At 67.7% G+C, this 18,805-nt stretch carries 13 protein-coding genes; 5 read left to right on the forward strand and 8 right to left on the reverse strand.

Going from position 1 to position 18,805, the window contains the following annotated elements:
• Positions 1 to 3 precede the first annotated feature (3 nt).
• On the reverse strand, positions 4 to 1,050 hold the full coding sequence (locus Poly30_RS05495; RefSeq protein WP_145195093.1) for an NAD(P)/FAD-dependent oxidoreductase: 1,047 nt from the start codon (positions 1,048 to 1,050) through the stop codon (positions 4 to 6).
• 27 nt (positions 1,051 to 1,077) lie between these two features.
• Positions 1,078 to 1,428: a DUF3253 domain-containing protein gene (locus Poly30_RS05500; RefSeq protein ID WP_145205955.1), complete on the reverse strand. Its 351-nt coding sequence runs from the start codon at positions 1,426 to 1,428 to the stop codon at positions 1,078 to 1,080.
• Between the two features lie 210 nt (positions 1,429 to 1,638).
• On the opposite strand from Poly30_RS05500, the gene Poly30_RS05505 reads away from it, so the two are divergent.
• Positions 1,639 to 1,836: a hypothetical protein gene (locus Poly30_RS05505; RefSeq protein WP_145195095.1), complete on the forward strand. Its 198-nt coding sequence runs from the start codon at positions 1,639 to 1,641 to the stop codon at positions 1,834 to 1,836.
• Positions 1,837 to 1,896: 60 nt separating this feature from the next.
• Here Poly30_RS05505 and Poly30_RS05510 read toward each other — a convergent pair whose 3' ends face one another.
• The 3 genes from Poly30_RS05510 to Poly30_RS05520 all read right to left on the reverse strand — a co-directional run bounded on the left by Poly30_RS05510 (position 1,897) and on the right by Poly30_RS05520 (position 6,389).
• Positions 1,897 to 3,945 carry a right-handed parallel beta-helix repeat-containing protein gene (locus tag Poly30_RS05510; protein ID WP_145195097.1) on the reverse strand — a complete coding sequence of 683 codons (2,049 nt, stop codon included), beginning with the start codon at positions 3,943 to 3,945 and terminating at the stop codon, positions 1,897 to 1,899.
• A 126-nt stretch (positions 3,946 to 4,071) separates the two neighbouring features.
• Entirely contained in the window at positions 4,072 to 5,859 is a 1,788-nt protein-coding gene (locus tag Poly30_RS05515) for a hypothetical protein (protein WP_145195099.1), read from the reverse strand.
• The gene (locus tag Poly30_RS05520; protein ID WP_145195101.1) at positions 5,856 to 6,389 is read right to left on the reverse strand and encodes an RNA polymerase sigma factor; all 534 of its coding nucleotides are present in this window, start codon (positions 6,387 to 6,389) and stop codon (positions 5,856 to 5,858) included. Before Poly30_RS05520 ends, Poly30_RS05515 begins: the two co-directional genes overlap by 4 nt.
• A 295-nt stretch (positions 6,390 to 6,684) precedes the next feature.
• Between Poly30_RS05520 and Poly30_RS05525 the strand changes: the two genes are divergently transcribed.
• Positions 6,685 to 8,577, forward strand: a complete 1,893-nt coding sequence (locus Poly30_RS05525) for a sialidase family protein (protein ID WP_145195103.1) — start codon at positions 6,685 to 6,687, stop codon at positions 8,575 to 8,577.
• A gap of 106 nt (positions 8,578 to 8,683) precedes the next feature.
• Complete coding sequence (locus Poly30_RS05530) at positions 8,684 to 11,155, forward strand: RNA polymerase sigma factor (RefSeq protein ID WP_145195105.1); 2,472 nt, start codon at positions 8,684 to 8,686, stop codon at positions 11,153 to 11,155.
• A 146-nt stretch (positions 11,156 to 11,301) separates the two neighbouring features.
• On the opposite strand, the gene typA is transcribed toward Poly30_RS05530, so the two are convergent.
• A complete protein-coding gene (gene typA / locus Poly30_RS05535; RefSeq protein WP_145195107.1) occupies positions 11,302 to 13,128 on the reverse strand; it encodes a translational GTPase TypA in 1,827 nt (608 codons plus the stop codon).
• A 366-nt stretch (positions 13,129 to 13,494) separates the two neighbouring features.
• On the opposite strand from typA, the gene Poly30_RS05540 reads away from it, so the two are divergent.
• Both Poly30_RS05540 and Poly30_RS05545 read left to right on the forward strand, forming a co-directional pair.
• Positions 13,495 to 14,181 carry a response regulator transcription factor gene (locus Poly30_RS05540; RefSeq protein WP_145195109.1) on the forward strand — a complete coding sequence of 229 codons (687 nt, stop codon included), beginning with the start codon at positions 13,495 to 13,497 and terminating at the stop codon, positions 14,179 to 14,181.
• Entirely contained in the window at positions 14,178 to 15,719 is a 1,542-nt protein-coding gene (locus tag Poly30_RS05545; RefSeq protein WP_145195111.1) for a sensor histidine kinase, read from the forward strand. Before Poly30_RS05540 ends, Poly30_RS05545 begins: the two co-directional genes overlap by 4 nt.
• Positions 15,720 to 15,729: 10 nt before the next feature.
• Here the strand turns inward: Poly30_RS05545 and Poly30_RS05550 are convergent, their stop codons facing one another.
• Both Poly30_RS05550 and Poly30_RS05555 read right to left on the reverse strand, forming a co-directional pair.
• Positions 15,730 to 17,715 carry an LTA synthase family protein gene (locus tag Poly30_RS05550; RefSeq protein ID WP_419190998.1) on the reverse strand — a complete coding sequence of 662 codons (1,986 nt, stop codon included), beginning with the start codon at positions 17,713 to 17,715 and terminating at the stop codon, positions 15,730 to 15,732.
• 218 nt (positions 17,716 to 17,933) lie between these two features.
• Entirely contained in the window at positions 17,934 to 18,749 is an 816-nt protein-coding gene (locus Poly30_RS05555; RefSeq protein ID WP_419190999.1) for an exonuclease domain-containing protein, read from the reverse strand.
• Between the last annotated feature and the right edge of the window lie 56 nt (positions 18,750 to 18,805).

The raw sequence follows: 18,805 nt of genomic DNA on the forward strand, positions 1-18,805 counted from the left end.
AGATCAGCGAGCCCGCGCAGCCAGAACAGCTTCCGCCAGTGCCTGGCCGGAAAGCCACGCGCCCTGCACCTTGGCGCCGTTCAGCCAGTCGCCCGCGAGCCCGAGGCCCAGCTCGTCGTCGAACACTGCGCCGTCCTCCCTCGGTTCACGCACGTTGCTGTACATCCAGCGATGGGCGTCCGCGTGCAGATACTCGGGCGTCGGGATTCCGGCGGCTTCCCCGAGCGCGGTCGTCAGGCGGCTCGCGATCTCCTCGCGCTCCAGGTCAAGGTGCGACTGCGTCCACGCCGGGCTCGCGTGCAGCACCCAGGCGTCACCCTCGGGGCGGCCAGGCTTGGCGCTGTTTCGACATGCCCAGGAGAGCGGCCCCGCGTCGATGAACGCGCCGTCGAAAGGAGCGTCGAAGCGCTCGGCGAAGACGACCATCGCGGCCCAGCACGGCTGCATCGATACCGAGGCCGCGACCTCGCGGAGCTTCTCCGACGCCGCCACCAGCGCTTTGGCCTGGGGCGCGGGCGCGGTCACGAGCACCACGTCGAAGCCCGATTCTTCGCGCCCGTCGATGAAGCGCAGGGTCCAGCGCCCGTCGTCCTCCGGCTCCAGCGAATCGACGCGCGCGCGCACCTCGATCATGAGGTCTTCCGCCATCGCCTTTGCCATGGCGTTCATGCCGGGCATGCCGACGAAGCGTTCGGTCGAATCGCTCTTCTTGAACTGGAGGCTCCCTTCGCGAGGGATGCCCGCGAGCTTGGCCTCGAACGGCGCGGCGACGCCGGCCTCGACCCACGCGTCGACCTGCGCGCGGAAGCCAGCGTCGCGCGCGGTGAAGTACTGGGCGCCGTGGTCGAACGCGAATGAGTCGGCGCGGCGCAGCGACGTTCGGCCTCCGACGCCTCGGGCCTTCTCGAAGAGCTGGACGTCGCAGCGGCCGGAGTCCTGGAGGATGCGGGCGGCGCGCAGGCCGCTGAGTCCGGCGCCGACGATGGCGACCCGGAGGTCGGCGGACCTGGTTTCGGAAGCGGTGCTCGGGCGGGCGGGGGAGGGGCTCATCGGGTGCTCGGTGTGCTATCGGCGAAACTATCGGCGGGGGAAGCCGCGCGCCCGGCGGACGCGGATCGGGCCCTTGGCCGTCGACGGATCGACGACGCGGCCATTCTGCGTGATCTCGACGGCTCCTGAGGCCACGAGTCTGCGCGCGGCGCGGCGAGCTGGCTCCATCAAGGCGCGCCAGCGCGCTTCGTCTCCCTCACCGAGGCTGCGTGCCGCTTCGGAGGGGCAGATCGAAGCGTCGTGTGCTCGGCTCGCCAGAAGGTCGAGAATGGATGATTCCAGCTTGAGATCTTCGGGCTGGACCTTCCGGCGACGGCAGGCGGCGCTGCAGTAGCGCCGGGGCGTGGACGAGTTCTCGCCGCGGCGAGGCGTCGGCATGCGGCGCCCGCAGGAGGCGCAGGTGGGATCGGCTTCTGTCACCGCCGCGATTCGATCGGGATGGCCGCGCCGATGCCGGAATCTGTCAGGTGCTCCCCTGACCGCAGCTGCCCCAGCGCAGTCTCCAATTTCGCAGAACGGCGGTGCTGGATGCCCTGGGCCTGATGTCGATTCCGGGCAAGAACGGTGCGCCAGCGCTATATTGGCCCCATGAAGGGCTACGCATCGACAGGTCTCGTCTTCTATCTGTTCGGGCTGTTCTGCGCCTATTGGGCGCAGCAGACCGGACGCAGTTCCTGGCTGTGGTTCTTCCTCGGGTGGTTCTTCGCGCCCATCACCGGCATTTTCCTGGTGATGAAGAACGCCAAGGACCTCCGCTCCAAGACAAAGCCCCGCCGGCAGAGATGAGGCGCAGGTGGCGGGTCGCTTGCCACCGGACGCGGCCTGCGACGTGAGGAGGTCGGGCTATCAGCGCAGCGTGACCTGCACGGCGCTCGATGTATTGGTGACGGCGCCCGCGTTCGAGTCCCGGAACCAGAGCTGGAAGTTCCAGGTGTCGCCGCTTTGTACGGTCAGGTCTGCCGGCGACGGGTTCGTGCCGCCCGTCGTCAGGCGAACCCAGCTCGGCGCGGTTCCGTCCGGACGCGACGGCGCCTGAAGGGTCAAGAGGCGCAGGAACGGGCTGCCGAGGCAGAGCGGGCCGAGCATCCCGGGGACCGTCATCATGCCCTGGTTGCGCGAGGCGAGGAGCAGCGTCGGGACCTGGGGCGGCAGGTCCCGCGTCAGGAGCAGCAGTCGGTTGCGCTGGATGCTCAGGCTGCCGAAGGCCGTCAGCGAGGCGATCTCACCCGAGGAACTCGCGATGCTCGTGCAGACGGGCGTCTCGAGGCCGAGGCTGAGGTCGGGGGGGCAGTAGCCAGGGACGTAGGGCCAGGCGCCGATTTCACCGCGGGTGCCATCGCTATCGAGCCCTTCCGAGATCGGCGCGGCGTCGATGGCGGGGGAGCCGGGGAGGAGATGAAAGTCGCTGCCAGACCAGAAGCGAGGATCGCCGTCGATCGGAGCCGTCACCGTGGCACCCGCCGGGAGACCGACGAGGGACTGGTTCGCCATCACGCCCGGCGCCAGGTCGGTCGGCGTGTTCGCCCACGCGATCGAGCGCACGAGGCTCGCGCGATCGGCGGCGGCGCCTCCATCGGTTCCGGCGTGATTGCTGGAGAGCGTGCAGTACTCGAGGACGGCCCGTCCCGTCACCGCGCCGCCCGCCCCCGTCGGCAGGGCCGTGTTGCTCTGGAAGAGGCTGCGCTCGATCGTTGCGAAGGAATCCCCGGACGCGAAGGCGCCGCCGCCGTTCGGGGCGGCATTGGCCACGAAGCGACAGTCGCTGATAAGCGTGTTCGTGGACTGGGAGATGGCGATCGCGCCGCCCTGCCCCGCGTGGTTTCGGAGGAACACGGAGCCTTCGACGTTTAGCCTGCCCGCCTGGATCGCGATGGCTCCGCCCTCGCGCGTGCCCTCGACCCTGTTCAGCTCGAAAAGACAGTTCTCGACGAGCACGTCCGCGCCGGAGCCGAAAATGCCGGCGCCCGGGGCCTGGATGGCGCGCGCGAGCCGCACCGTCGAGTTCATGAGGCGCAGCGTTCCACCGGAGGCGCTGATGGAAGCGCCCGCGTAGCCGGTCGAGGAGCCGAAGGCGCAGCCGTCCGCGGTCACGTCGGCGTTGCGGCCCCAGAGATGCGCGCCCTGGAAGCGTGTCGCGTTGCGCTGAAAAGTGCAGCGCTCCAGCTCCAGCGTGGACTGATCCGCGACGACCGCGCCGCCGCCGCGGGGGATGTCGGCCGAGACGTAGAAGAGGTCCTCGAAGATCGAGTCCTTGATCTCGGCATCGGCGCGCAGGAGGTAGACGGCCTCGCCGCGGGCCTCTGTGCCGGGCCCGGTGAAGCGACAGCCCTCGATCTCGATGCTGGCGTCCTGCGCGTAGATCGACCCGCCGCGCTCGGCGGTATTCGCTTCGAAGAGGCAGTCGCGGACGGTCAGGCTGGCGCCGCCGCACGCTTCGATCGCTCCGCCCACGGCGCTCGTGAACCCGGTGCACTCGTAGGAGCCGGTGCCGCCCGTGAAGCGAAAACCCTCGATCAGAACGTCTTGCTCACCCGAGCGCAGCCGCGCGGCCGAATGCGGCTCCATCGGGCTCAGCATCGGGCGCGCGATGATCGTGGTGACGCTGGAGCCGCCGCTGCTGCGGATCGTGAGGCTCTTCCCGTAGAAGTCGATCTCCTCGTCGTCGTAGGTGCCCGGGGCCACGAGGAAGGTGTCGCCGGAACCGACGTAGGAGCGGCTCACGCCGTAGGCGATGTTTGTGAAGGGGTCGGCGCTGCTTCCCGTGCCGAGGCCGGTGCCCGCGGCGTTGACGTACCAGGTCACGCCCTCGGGGGGAGGGTTCTCGTCGCTGGTCCCCTGGACGAGCGGGAGGAGCGCCGTCAAGGAGGTGAGGAGGGTGAGCGCAGCCGCGAACATGACCTGGGTATAGCAATCAGGGGATGAAGGAATCCCCAAGGGAACGCTCTCTCCCAGAAACGGTCACGGCGATGGTCTCAGGGTGAGACTGTTGCGGGTCCGATCATGCTGTGAGAGGAACCAGCGCTATGGCAGGGCTCCGTTGCCCGAGCTCAGCGGGTCGGGCGGTGCGATGCGGATGGCCGTGAGGCAGAGCCCCACGACGAGCAGCACGACCAGGATCATCCTCAGGTCCATGAGGCGCTCAAACCAGGTGCGCGGCGGCAGACCGATCTGCCTGTCGAGACGCATCAGAGCGGCGCGTCCCAGACCATGGAGGTAGGCCAACGGCTCCCTCCTGCCGATCCTCCCGAAGGCTCGGGTGCTGTAGCGAAGGTAGCCACGGAGCAAGTAGAGATCGACGGAGTCAGGGACGCCGAAGCGAGCCATCAGGAGGACCCCGGCGAGGGTGGAGTCGTCGAAGGAGGTCCTGAACTTCGCGGGGTCAGGGCTGAATCCGCCCACGCGCGCGAAGCGGAAGGGGCGCGCGTTCGCGATCCAGTGGTCGGCCACGAGCTGTCGCGCGGCCTGGCGACGCCCTTCGATGAGGTCGAGCCTGTCGAGCCGCTCGAGCAGCCGCAGGCAAGCCACGGCCTGCTGGAGGGCACCATGTTCGCCGCTGTTCGGCCAGTTCGCGAGGACCATCCGCGCGAGCGCCTCGCGCGCGGAGCCGTCGAGTTCCTCGGTGGCGAGCAGCATCAGGACGTCGAACTGCTGATAGATCGTCCGGCTGATCCCCTGCGGCTCTTCGCCCTCGATCGTGCGCTGGATATGGTCCTTCAGGGACTCGAGCCGTTCGCTCTGGTGCAGAGCGAGCTGCGCCCACTCGTTCGGCCCGATGAGGCCCATGGCGTCCGCGGACATCCAGACGACAGGGTGGACGCCGTCGGGCTCCCGTACCGCGTGCGCAACCTCACGCTCGAGGGGAACGCGGAACGAAGGGTGAACCGGGCGCTCGTCCACATCCGCCAGCGCCGTCGAGATGGCCGCCGCCTCTTTCCACCGAGCGAGATCGTGGACGTCGAGTTCGTAGCGCTCCCCCTGTTCTCGCAGGGAGTCGGGCGAGGAGTTCGTGATCCCCAGTGGGTTCCAGAACAGAGCGATCAGCACGATCCAAACGAGCATCGAGCCGATCCGGCCGCGCTGTCCGGTGATCGCGTGAATCGCGATGATGCCCGCCGCCAGAGGCACGATGGTCCAGGTCGCATGGAGCTTCTCCAGGCTCGCTCCGCCGAGCGGAGTCAGGAACCAGAATGCACCTCCCATGAGCAGAGCATCGAGCAGCGTGAGCGCCTGCTGCGCGACCTCCGCTCGGGTGACGCGGCCCGCCCTCGCCGAGACCCGAACCACCCAGACGAAGCTGAACATGCCGACGAGCAGCACCACGAGGATCGCGTCCGTGACCCTGACACCTCCGACCGCGAGGGCCACGAGGATCAGGAAATGCATGCCCAAGCTCAATGCGGTCAGCAGGAACCCGGATCGATCCTCGCCGGAGGAGCGCTCGGACTGCCGGTCGATGTCCATGCTCTTCTGGAGCGAGCGCTTTCCGAACACGAAGCCACCGAGCGCGGCGGCGAGCACGAGGAGCGGCCAGACGAGCGCCGCCGGAATCAGCTTCACGCCCGAGAGGTGAGCCGGCAGCAGGGCCGCGGCACGCGTCCAGGGCCTGGGGGACTCCGAGCGGGTGAAGGGTGCTGCCTCGTGGGTCGCGCTGCTCGTAGGGGCATCCCCATTCGCAGTGCGATCCGCGATGCGCCGGCGGAAAGCCTCTGCGTCCGGACGACGTCGTTCGAACAGCCCGAGCAGTTCGGCCTCGGTGATACCCATCCGCTTCTCGCGCGCGCTGTTCACTTCTTCGTGATCTTGGGTCATGCCGTCACCTCCTCTTTGCGCACCTGGTGCACCTTGACGCGCAGCGCCTTGCGCGCCTGGTAGAGCCGCGCTTCCACGGCCTTCGGCGTCAGCCCTAGCAGCGCCGCGACCTCCGCCGCGGACGTCTCCTCGAGGTAGTACATCCGGAGCACCGTCTGGTGCTCGGGCTTGAGTCGAGCGAACCCCAGGGCGAGATGCTCCCGCCGTTCGTCTGGCTCCTCCTCGGGAGCCGCGGGCTCCGGCCGCTCCGCCGAAAGGGTCGGAAGGCGCCGAAGCCGGCGCTGCTGCGCGCCTCTCAGTCGGAACGCGATGCCCTTGAGCCAGGCCCCGGCCGCCCCGAGGTCCTGGGGGTCGCCCCGGAACCGCTCCCGTCCGACCCAGGCCTCGGCGAACGCGTCCACAGCGAGCTCCTCCGCCGCCGCCCAGTCCGAGCCCCACGACGCCAGGAGGCCGACGAGCGGCCCGCGAAAGGCGTCGATCCAGCGCTCGAAATCGGCCTCCGTGACCATCTGTGGCGGGTTCTTGCTCATCCTCGGTGGTCATTGTCCCGGGAGCGCGGACTCACGCAGACTTATCCGGACTTTTTGCCGCCCGCAAAGAAGTGGGCGCCCGCTGCACTCGCTCGCGCCCTGACCTCCCGTTGAACGGTTCACCACGGATTCCTGACCGGACGCTGATCGGACCCTCGCGATCCCTTGAACGGGTCCTGACGCGTACCTGGAACAACTCTCCCCGTTCGAACGGGATCCAGGCTCAGTGGAGCCGACCCCTCGGCGTTCTATCGTGGAAGCGACGCGCTTCCCGCATCTCGCACTCCCAGGAATCATGTTCTCCTCCAGGTCCGCCTCTCTATTCACCGCCTCTCTCTTCCTCGCGCTCAGCGCGAGCGCGGACGCCCAGATCGTCCGTGACGCCGCTCGCATCAACACGAACGGCCTCAATCTCAACGGCGCCAACTCCCAGGACGGCGTCGCTCTCGCCGCGCAGGGCAGCCGCGTCTACGCGGTCTGGGCCGAGCAGTTCGCCACGAACAGCGGAACCCAGGACATCTACCTTGCACGCTCGGTCGACGACGGTCTGAGCTTCGACGCGCCCGTCCGCGTGGACCTCGGCGACGCGGAGAACGCGACGGACTCCGACTTCGCGAAGATCGCGGTGGCGGACAACGGGAACCTCGTCGTCGTGTGGGAGGAGAAGCGCGATGCCGCGGCCCAGTCGTCCGGCAATGAAGACATCTTCTACAACCTGTCGACCGACGGTGGATTGACCTGGATGGCGGCTTCGCTGCCGCTGAACACGAACACCGCGGGCGCGGATATCACGAGCGACATCGATCGCATCTGGCTCGCTGCCTCGGGGAACACCTTCCACGTCACCTGGGAAGAGGACGCGATCGCCGGCGCTGGCGGCGCGGAAGAGGTCGTTTACACGCGCTCGACGGACGCGGGACTCACCTGGTCGACGCCGGTCATCGTCAGCCCGGCGACGGGGACCGATGACGTCGATGATCCCAAGGTCGCTGCCGATGGCGACCTCGTCATCATCACCTACGTCGACGTCAACGACGACCTCGCGGTCGTTCGCTCGACCGACGGCGGCGCGACGTTCAGCGCTCCGTTCATCGCGGAGTCCGATCTTTCGGGCAACGTCGACGAGCCGCAGCTCGAGGTCAAGGGCCAGACGGTCCTCATCGGCTGGAACGAGGAAGACCCGAACACGCCCGCCGGCGAAGGTGTCCACTGCGTCGTGTCCCAGGACGGCGGCCTCACGTGGCTTCCCGAAGTGACGCTTTCGCTCCAGCATGAGATCGTCGCGGGCTCGGACACGGACATTCCGCAGGTCTTCATCGAGAGCGCGGACGAGCTCTACGTCGTCTACGACGAGGACAGCCAGGCCATCGCGGCCGGCATGGCGGGCGGCTCGGGCGCGAACAACTGCTATCTCGCTTACAGCAAGGACGGCGGCGCGACCTGGACGAGCGACGTTCCGATCAGCCTCGGCACGGTCGCGAACCGTCCCGAGATCGTCGTGACCGCCGGCGTCGTCGTGGTGAACGCCGAGCTCGATGCGAACGGCGCCAACACGCTCGCCTTTTTCGTTTCCGAGGACGGTGGCGCCAGCTTCCTGCCGCTCCTGAACGTCCCGAGCAGCGGACCGGACTCGGACTTCGTGGATCGCAACGAGTGCACCTACATGGTGGTTTCGGAAGCCACGAACTCGATCACGATCGGCTACCTCGATAACTCGACGGGCGCGAACGAGGTCTACGCGGCGGGCCTCACGCTGATCAGGAACATCGGCACCGCCTACTGCACCGTGATCACGAACTCGACCGGCACCGGCGCGCGCCTTCTGGCCAACGGTAGCCAAGAGGCAGCCGCCAACGACTTCACGCTTTCCGCCGTCGACATGCCCGAGAACACCTTCGGCGTGTTCCTCGCCAGCCTGACCAGCGACTTCAGCGCCAACCCGGGCGGCAGCGCCGGCAACCTCTGCATCGGGCCCAACTTCGGCCGCGGCGTCGGTGGCGCGATCGTGAGCAGCGGTGCTGCGGGTACGTTCACGCTGGCGGCGGATCTGACGGCGATCCCGACGGCGACCGGCCCGATGGCGGTGACAGCGGGCGACCGCGTCTACTTCCAGGCCTGGTTCCGTGACTCGGTGAACGGCGCGACGACGTCGAACTTCTCGAACGGCCTGCTGCTCGTCTTCGAGTAGGGAGCGTTCGGTGACCTCGGCCAGGACCGAGAGCGTTGCGGCGGTGGCGCTGGCTTTGTTGCAGAATCCGAGGTAGGAATCTCCGGCACCGGAGACTCCTCCGGCGATGGGACACAACAGAGGCAGCGCGATCAGGATCGAAGAACTCGTCGAGCAACGTGACTGGGCGGTGAAGCTCGCCCACAGCCTCGTCGGCGAGCGAGGGGAGCCCGAGGCCTTGGCCCAGGATGCCCTGACCGCCGCGTGGCTTCGGCCGCCAGGGGACATCCGGGACCTGCGCGCCTGGCTCGGAGCGCTCCTGCGGCGGCGGGCTGCGACGGCGTTTCGAGCCACCGGCCGCCGTGCGGAGCACGAGGCGGGGGCCGCGCGAACGGTCGACGACGAGGCGACCGACAGCGTTCTCATCCGTGCGGACATGCATCGACGGCTGGTGGAGCATGTGCTGGCGTTGCCCGAGCCCGAGGCACGTGTGCTACTTCGGCGGTACTTCGACGGCCAGAGTCCCGCGCGGATCGCACGGGATGAGGGCTGCGCCGTTTCGACGATCCACAATCGGTTGACGCGGGCGCGGCAAGAGCTGCGCGCACGGCTCGATCGGGACGGCGGGCATCCGCACTGGATGAGCGCGCTGACGCCGGTCCCGGTGCGGATGGTCGGCCGCAGCGCGATGGTGGGGGCGGCGCCGCGGATGCTGGCGGTGGGGCTCAAGTCTGCACTTGCAGCCGGGTTCGCTGTCGCCGCAGTGCTGGCACTGGTCATCGTTCGCGCCCCAGAGGGCGGGTCAGAAGGCTCGCGACCGATCGCCACCGGTGGCCTTACTCTCATGGAGGCGTTGGATCCGGAGCAGACACTCCACGGCGTCGCGACGATCGGGCGACCGATCGCCAAGCCGCAGCGCGAGGCGATCGTCGTCCCCGAGGCGCTCGCGCGCCCGGACGACGGCTTGTTCCACGGTCGGCTGGTGGAGCGAGTGGGTGAGGAGCTGCGACCACTGAAGGGCGACGCCTCGATTCGTCTCGCGTCGTCGGCCGACGTCGAGATCGAAGCGCGTGAAGGGCAACCGGACGAGCTTTTGCTCACGAGTTTCCTCGGGGACAGGAGCGACGAGTTCCTGTCGGTGGCGCTGGAGGGCGAGCCCTGCGCTGTACTTGATGGAGCGTGGTCGATGCCGATTCCTGAAGCCGACCTCGTGGTCATGGACGTGGATCACGAAGGGCGTCGCTATCGGCCCGTGGGCTCTCGGGTCGTTCCCGCCGGGACGGCCACCTTGACGATGCAGGTCGAGCGAATTCGCAACGGGTCCCTGACCGTGCTCGACGATCGAGGCCGGCCCATCACCACTGGAATCGACGTTCGTGTCGCGGTCGAAGTGCCCATGGGCCGACGGATTCGTATGACCTTGATGCCCTTCTCCATCGCGGTGGGTGGAAGTTCGCCCCCGGTGGCACCTGACCTGCACCAACCTGGCCAGAAGGCCGGCTGGCTGGCCAGGGACGCCTCGAGTCCAGTGGCCGTGCTTCCCTCCGATTACCAGCGAGTGCTCTGGGTCGGAAAGGCCGGTCATCAGTGGGAGAAGCTGAACTGGCCGGTCGGTTCTCCCTCCGCTGAAGTCACTCTCCGGGGGATGGGGGGACTGGAGATCGAGGTGCTGAACCGCCAGGAGGCAGGCGGGCTCTATCAGCTCTACCTGGTCCGAGGTCGCGAAAATGCGGCCTACTGGGACAGCGTGAGAAGAAACGGAATCTATCGGGCTGACGGTATCGGTTCAGGTCGTCATGACCTCATCGTGCACAGGAAGAGGGCCTCGCGCATCAAGCTGGTTCATCGCCAACCCGTGGACATCGTCCCGGGGCAGGTCACGCAGGTGATGCTCGACCTCGCCAGCCTTGTCAAGGAGTCCCCGGAGGGCGAGTGGGTCGATCTCGCTCCCCCGGCGGTTTCGGAGGAACAGGTCCTGGAGCTTGGCCTTGCCGAGCTGGAGGTCGTCGAGGTGCCGAGAGGGTCGGTCACGGAGACGCCGTTCCATGAACAGCTTCAATGGCGCCATGCCGACGACGCACCGGACCCGAGCGCCACGCCGTTCGACACGTGGAACGGCACGCTCAGCGGCCCCGGAAAGTGGACGGTTCGCTGCGCCCCGGGGACGGTCGTCCTGCAGGTGGCCGACTCCAACGGGAAACCAGTCGGGAGCGCTGTGGCGGTGCAGGCCGCTTCCGGATTTCAGCGCGTGGAGGTGGAGGTGGATCCGGCGAAGACGTTGGCTCTCGGCTTTCGTATCCGGAACGTCCCCGAGGAGGAGTACTGGGACCTTGTGGGGGAGCTGAGGCGCGCGTTCGACCGTGCGCTGCTTCACTCCGGATCTTCGGATCGGCCGGTGCTCAGCTTCCGTCAGCTTACCGAGGGGCTCGGGCGGCAGGCCGTCGAGGGCTTCGTGGCGGTCAGCGAGCCCGGGACTCTCACCCTCGAGCTGGCGCCGGAGCGGAGGGAACGGCTTCCGGGTCTCCCTCGCAAGATCGAGATCGAGCGCGGAGAACCCGTGACGATCCGGGCCTGCTGGGTGGACCGTTCGCCGAGGTAGATCGGCGGCGCGCTCCGACGGCTCCATCCTCGTTGGCGGACGAGTAGACGATGGAATGGAAGAAGCGCTGCTCGGCGCGGCGAGCCAGCTCGGGCGCGTTTCCCCCCTGGCCAGCTCGCCTCTCATGCATCACCGCGGACGAAGGATCAGACGGCGGCCGTCTTCTTCTTGTCCCGCTTCCGCGCGTTCTCGTCGAGGAGACGCTTGCGCAGGCGCAGGTTCTTCGGCGTCACCTCGAGGAGTTCGTCGTCCTCGACGTACTCGAGCGACTCCTCCAGGGACATGATCTTCGCGGGCGTGATCTTGGCGTTCTCGTCGCGGCCGGAAGCACGCATGTTGGTGAGCTTCTTCGCGCGGCAGACGTTGAGTTCGAGGTCGCCGTCGCGGTTGTTCTCACCGACGATCATGCCGCCGTAGACCGACGTGCCGACCAGGGTGAAGAACGTTCCACGGTCCTGCAGGCCGTCGAGGGCGTAGGCGACGACGTCGCCCGCGCGGTCTGAGACCAGGACGCCGTTCGTGCGGCGCGGGATCGTGCCGCCGTCCTTCTCCCAGGACTCGAAGACGTGGCTGAGCACGGCCTCGCCCTGGCTGAGGGTCAGGAGGGCCGTCCGCGCGCCGATGAGGCCCCGCGCCGGGATCTTGAACTCCAGACGGGCGAGGGCGCCCGAGGAGTCCATGTGGATCATCTCACCGCGGCGACGGCCGAGGTACTCGATGATGCGGCCCGCGTTCTCCGAAGGCACTTCGATGCTCGCGCGCTCGTACGGCTCGCAGCGCACGCCGTCGACTTCCTTGAGGATGACGTGCGGCTTCCCGACGGCGAACTCGAAGCCCTCGCGGCGCATGTTCTCGATGAGCACGGAAAGGTGCATGACGCCCCGGCCCTTGACCTCGAACGCATCCGCCGAGTCCGTCTTGGCGAGCTGGAGCGCCACGTCGCGGGTGGCTTCCTTCTCGAGGCGAGCGAGGATCTGGCGGCTCGTCACGAAGTCGCCCTCCTGGCCCGCGAACGGCGAGTTGTTGACGTAGAACACCATGGAGATGGTGGGCTCGTCCATGGCGATCGCCGGGAGCGGCTCGACGTGGTCGGGATGGCACAGGGTGTCACCGATCCCGAGTTCCTCGATACCGGTCACGATCGCGATGTCGCCGCAGAGCACTTCCTCGGTGGCGACGCGGTTCAGACCCTCGTAGCGGAAAAGCTTCTTCGGCGTCACGGCGATCGTCTTCTGACGATCGGGGTGCGCAAGGGCGTAGCGCTTGCCGACGCGCAGCGTGCCGCGCTCGACGCGACCGACGGCGATACGGCCGAGGAAGTCGTCGTGGTCCAGGGTCGTGGCCTGGAAGCGGACCGGGGCGGTCGGGTCCGTGTCGAGGGCGGGCACCTCCGAGAGGATCAGGTCGAACAGCGGCTTGAGGTTGCCGCCCGTGTCCTTCGGATCGAGCGAGGCCCACCCGTCGCGGCCGGAGCCGTAGACGACCGGGAACTCGAGCTGCTCGTCGCTCGCGCCGAGTTCCACGAACAGGTCGAAGACCTCGTTCAGGACCTCTTCGTGGCGCTCGTCCGGACGGTCGATCTTGTTGACCATCACGATGGCCTTCAGCTTGTGCTCGAAGGCCTTGCGGAGGACGAAGCGCGTCTGGGGCATCGGGCCCTCGAAGGCGTCGACGAGGAGGAGCACGGCGTCGGCCATGTTCAGCGTCCGCTCGACCTGGCCGCCGAAGTCGGCGTGGCCCGGCGTGTCGACGATGTTGATCCGCGTGCCCTCGTACTGGATCGAGGTGTTCTTCGCGAGGATCGTGATCCCCCGCTCGCGCTCCTGGGGGTTGGAGTCCATGGCGCGTTCGGCGACGTGCTGGTTCTCGCGGAACGTCCCCGCGAAGCGGAACATGGCGTCGACGAGCGTGGTCTTGCCATGGTCGACGTGGGCGACGATGGCGAGGTTCTTGATGGTAGGGGCGGCGGACATGACGGAAGCAGTGAGGCACCCTTGGGGGCCAGAAGTAGGGACGGGAAGGTGCAGGCGTCGAGCCTTCTATGGACTCTTCCCAGGGAGCTTCCTGGAGTCATCGCCGATGTTTGGCGTCCCCTGAAGCCCTTTTGAAGCGCAACAGAATAATCCCGCCTACCGCTGGCGGGAATGAACAGAATGCCGTCCTTGTGAAAAGAGGGCGAAGTCTCCTGCCTCCGGCTCCCCGTCCGAGGCACGCCACCGGGGTTCTGGGACCCCTTACAGCAGTGTAAAGCGCCCTGTGGATCGCTCCGGCACGCCTCATCCAGGAGCGGACCTTTGGTCCGTCCGGTCCGCTGCCGCTGTGCTATCAATGGAGCTGCCATGCACGTTTGCCTGATCGACGACGACCCGCGCCTGCTCGAAACCCTCCAGCGGGGGTTCCATGACCTGAATCACACCTGCGAGGTGTTTTCTTCGCCCGAGGAAGGGCTAGCGCGCCTCACGGGGACCGACGTGGAGGAGCCGGACGTGCTCCTCCTCGACGTCATGATGCCCCGGGTGAGCGGCTGGGAGATCCTGGAGAGGATCCGCGCCACGGGCCGCAAGACGCCCGCGCTCTACCTCACGGCGCGCCAGGAGGTCGAGGATCGGGTCCATGGCCTGGAGCTCGGGGCCGACGACTACGTCATCAAGCCCTTCGCCTTCACCGAACTCATGGCCCGCATCCGGGCGGTGCTCCGCCGGCATGGCTATCAAGAGGCCATCGAGATCGGGCCGCTCATCATCCACCGCAACCGGCCCAAGGTCGAGTGCGCCGGGCGTCAGGTCGAGGTCAGTCCCCGCGAGCACGCCTTCCTGGAGCTGCTGGCGTCTCATCCCGGCGAGACGTTCAGCCGCACGGACCTGCTCCAGAAGCTCTGGGACCTTCACTTCGACCCGGGTACGAACATCGTCGAGGTCCTCGTGGCGCGCCTGCGCCGGAAGCTCGGCACCGGCGGGTCCGGGATCATCGAAACGGTGATCCGGCAGGGCTACCGCATCTCGCTTCCCGAGGAGCCCACCGAGTGACCGAGATCAAATCGACCGCCAGCCGCGGCTGGAGCGTCCGTGGGCGCCTGACCCTCTGGATCATGACGGGAGCCCTCGCGCTCGTCCTCCTGAGCACCCTTTTCTCGCTCTGGCAGACGCGGGAGTCTCTCCGTCGGGAGATGCGATCGCTGGCCGTCGAGGAGATGGCAGAGATCTCCTCCAGCTGCCTGACCGGGCCGATGACGGACGAGCGCTTCGCAGAGATCTGCGCCGAGCACAACCGTCACCACCCGGAGTTCGAAATCCGATGCCGTGCGTGGTCCGTGAGCGAGATGCGCTGGATCGGCGAAGGCGGCGGCCGGCCCTCCCTGGAGCTCCCGCCCGCGGGGCCGGCTCCGATCGGCTACGGGGCCTCGCTCTCCACGCCGTACCAGTTCCTTCGAACGAGGCTGGCTCCCCGGTCCTTCACGCAAGCCGAAGCGGGCGACGACTTCCTGCGCGCCTCCGGAGCGGGCCTCGTCCTCGAGCTTCTCATCGACGGAGCCAAGCGAGAGGAGCAGCTCGCCAAGACCTCATCCGTCTTCGTGCTGATCGCGCTCTTGATCGCGGCGGCGATGGTGGCCTCGGGCATCGTCTTCGCCAATCGGCTGGCGCGATTGCTCTCGCAGGTCGCTGACTCCGCGCACGCGGCGCGGCTCGGCGGGAGCCCGGAAACCGGGTCGCTCGTGGGCGCTCCTCGGAAAGTGCGGGCGGTGGCCGAAGCGTTCCAGAGCAGCGTCGCCCACATGCAGGAAGAGCACGCGCGCAACATCCTCATGACCGCGGGGCTGGCCCACGAACTGCGGTCACCGCTTCACAACATGATGACGGAGGCAGAGATCGCGCTCCTCCGTCCGCGAGAGAACGACGAGTACCGGCGGATCGTAGGACGGCAGCTGCACGAGATGAAGGAGTTCGCCCTCGTGGTGGACAATCTCATCACCATGACGGCGCTCCGCGACACGAAGGGGATGGAGCGCAAGGAGTACTTCGACTTCGGCGACGAGGCCGTCCGTCGCCTCCAGCGCGAGGAGGACCTGGGCGACCAGCGCGGCGTCGAGGTCGTGGTCCAGCGCAGCGGCGACCTGCGCGTCGCAGGTGATCGCGAAGCGCTCATCCTGATGCTTCGCAATCTCGTCGGCAACGCGATCCGCTGGACGCCGCCGGAGACCTCCGTCACCGTAACGATGGAAGGCACGCCGGACGAGATCCGGCTCTACGTCGACGACGAGGGGCCTGGTATCCCGAAGGAAGAACGCGAGCAGGTCTTCCACGCGTTCCACCAGGGCGCGACGCCCGACGGCCAGCGCGCTGGCTACGGCCTCGGGCTGGCCTTGGCCCGCGCCGCGACCGAGGCCCACGGCGGGCAGATCCGCGCCGACGAGGCGGAGGGCGGTGGCGCCCGACTGGTCGTTCATCTCCCTCGTTCCGTCAGCGCGGATACGCCGGAAGGCGACGAAAAAGACGTCGATCGAGCGGGCGTCCCGGGCGACGGCAGGCGCGGGCCCGCCATCGGGACCGTCCCGGTCAGTGCCTGATCTTCGGCCCTCAGTCTTCCATGGCCGCCACGCGGGGCCCCGGGGCGATCTCCGCGTTCAGATGCTTGCTGAACACGTGGGCTCCGCACTGGAAGTAGGCGATACAGCGCTCCCGAAGACGTTCGCTCGGTAGCTCGATGTCGACCTCGATCTTGGCCCCGCGGGTCTCCACGCGCTGCTCGAGCCCCATGCGGGGGCTCAGGATCGTGAGTACGTCGTCCTGCAGAAGCCCCAGCTTCTGGTACGTCCCGATGAGTGCGCGCCCGGACTCGGGCGGCGCTGCGAGAACGTCGAAGCCGAAGAACGTCGAGGTGTAGCTGATCCCGAGGAGCGAGAGCAGCGTCGGCGCGACGTCGATCTGGCTGCAGATGGTCGATACGTACCGCGGCTCCAGATGGGCGGGACAGTAGAAGAAGCAGGGGATGTGGTAGCGGAACTCCGGAAGGTCCACCTTGCCCGCGCTCGATGCGCAGTGGTCTGCGATGACGACGAAGATCGTGTCGTCGAACCAGCTGTGGGTGCGCGCGGACTCGAGGAAGTCTCCGATGGCGCGGTCGGTGTACTTCACCGCGCCGTGCCGCCCCTCGCCGGAAGGAAGGTCGATGCGCCCGTCGGGATACGTGAACGGCCGATGGTTCGACGTCGTCATCACGTGCAGGAAGAACGGCTTCCCGTCCGCCGCCGATCGATCCGCGGTATCGGCCGCGACGCGGAAGAGGTCGTCGTCCGACATGCCCCACGCGTTCTCGAATTGGATCGACGCCTTGTCGACCGTGGTCTGGTCGATGATCTCGTAGCCGTTCCCCTGGAAGAACGCGTTCATGTTGTCGAAGTACCCGCGGCCTCCGTACACGAACTTGGACTCGTAGCCCGCTCCATTCAGGATGTGCCCGAGCGACTGCATGCCGGTTTCGCGTCCCAGGCGCTTGACCACGGAACGGCCCGGCGTGGGCGGTAGCGAGAGCGTCACGGCCTCCAGGCCGCGGGTGGTCCGCGTGCCGGTCGCGTAGAGGGCGTCGAAGTTGAGCGACTGCCCGAGCAGCTCATCGATCATCGGGGTCAGGCCGTCCTTGCCGCCGTAGCGCTGGAGATAGTCGGCGCTGAGACTTTCCACCATCACGAGGATCACGTTCAGGGGCTTGTCCCTGGGCGGGTTGACGATCCGGCGCTCGAGGTGGAGGAGCTCGGTGCTGAGCGGCGTGGCGTTCGGCTCGGAGATCGCCTCGCGGATCTCCGCGTCGACCTTCTCCAGTGGAATGGTCTGGTAGAAGTCGCCGTAGATGAGTTCGTTGTTGCGGAACGCGGCGATGAACTGGTACTGGCCGTTGGACGCCAGCTCGGTCTGGTACGGGTTCGCCGAGATGCGGCGGAACGACTGATCCAGGAAGAAGAAGGCGCAGCAGGCTGCGATCACGACGGCGGCGGCTCGGGCCCAGCGGGCGCCCACGGTGTCCGGGGCATCGAGGGCCGCCGTCACGGGCTTGCGCACCAGCCAGAAGACGAGCGCCGAGAGGAGTCCGAGGCCGCCCAGGATGAGCCCCATGGGGTAGGACTCGATGATGTTGTCGATGACCTCGTGGGTGTAGATCAGGTAGTCGACCGCGATGAAGTTGAAGCGGACGTTGAGCTCATCCCAGAAGAGGACCTCGGCGCAGATCTGGAAACCGACGAAGGCAATCACCCCGACGAGGGCGAACCGGCACAGCCCGCGGACCGGCTTGCTTCTCCAGAGGCCCTCGGGCAGCAGCGCGATCAGCACGGCGACGGGGGCCGCGGCGAACGCACAGAAGGCGAGGTCGTACACGAGACCGACTCCGAAGATCCGGAGGAGGTCGACCGGGCTCGCGGCCGTCTCCTTCCAGCTGTAGGCCAGCAGGAGGACGCGCGTGAGGAAGAACGTGCCCAGGGCGAGCAGGGTCACCTGTGCGATGATCGCGTGGCGACCGAGGCGCGGAAAGCTGAGTTTCGGCGGCATACGGTAGGGGAGAATGGCCATCCCTCGATCTGGTCGAGGGGGTCGTGCCGATCATCGGTGCTGGATCCTCCAGCACTGCGGCGCGACCTCCACCGGATGGTGGAGGATCAAGCGCTCGATAAGATGACGAGAACGTGACCTTCCCTGGCCAAGCCCGACCGCCGAAAGGTCGGGCATTGCGCAACTGTCATTCGGGGGTCACGGGCATTCCGGAGTCACGGGCCCCCGACTCTCCCTTATCAGAGCGCCGGCGCCATGACCTTCTGGATCCGATCCAGCAGGTAGGTCTTCAACATGCCGGTTCGAAGGCACTCGGCCTCGAGGTAGCTCTTCTTGTGGCGTTCGTACAGGAGACGCGGCATCACCTCCAGCGACGAAGGGACACCGCTGTCGCCGCCGCCATACAGGAGCGTCACTTCGTCACCGTTGCGGAGCGCGTCCTGGAGCGGCCGGAGCCGCGGCTTCATACGCGCCGGGCCGGGGATGTAGCCCTTGATCGTGACCGGGGTTCCGCACTGCGCCAGGAGTTCCATGGCGGACGTGGTCTCGGCGCGCTCCGCGCACTCCTCGAGCACCTGCCAGGCCCAAACGGCGTCGGCGAGCGCGCGATGGTGCACCCCCTCGTCGAGGTCGAGGTGCTGGCACAAGGTCTCGAGCTTGTGGTCCGGGGACTCGGGGATGTGCCTGCGGGCCAGCTTCACCGTGCAGAGGAAGGGAGCAGCGGGGACAGGCGCGCCGGTCCGTGCGTGCTCGAAGCCGAAGACACGGGCATCGAAGCCAGCGTTGTGCGCGCAGAGCCAGTCATCGCCGACCCACTCCGTGAACCGGGTGAGCGCGTCCTTCGCCAGCGGGGCGCGGCGGATGTCCTCGTCCGTGATCCCGTGGATCGCCGTCGCTTCCTCGTCGATCTCGACCGCCGGAGCCACGAGCGTTTCGAACTGGTCGATGACCTCTCCATCTTGAACCCTGATGGCGCCGACCTCGAGGAGATGGGGCGCGCCGGAGAGCGTGGCGGTCTCGGTGTCGACGACGACGATGGAACGATCAAGTGGCATGGAGACAGGGGCAGGGACGCGGAGCTCCTGGGCCGCCAGGCCCAATGGAGAGCGGG

This window comes from Saltatorellus ferox (genome assembly GCA_007751475.1).
Taxonomy (GTDB): Bacteria; Planctomycetota; UBA1135; order UBA1135.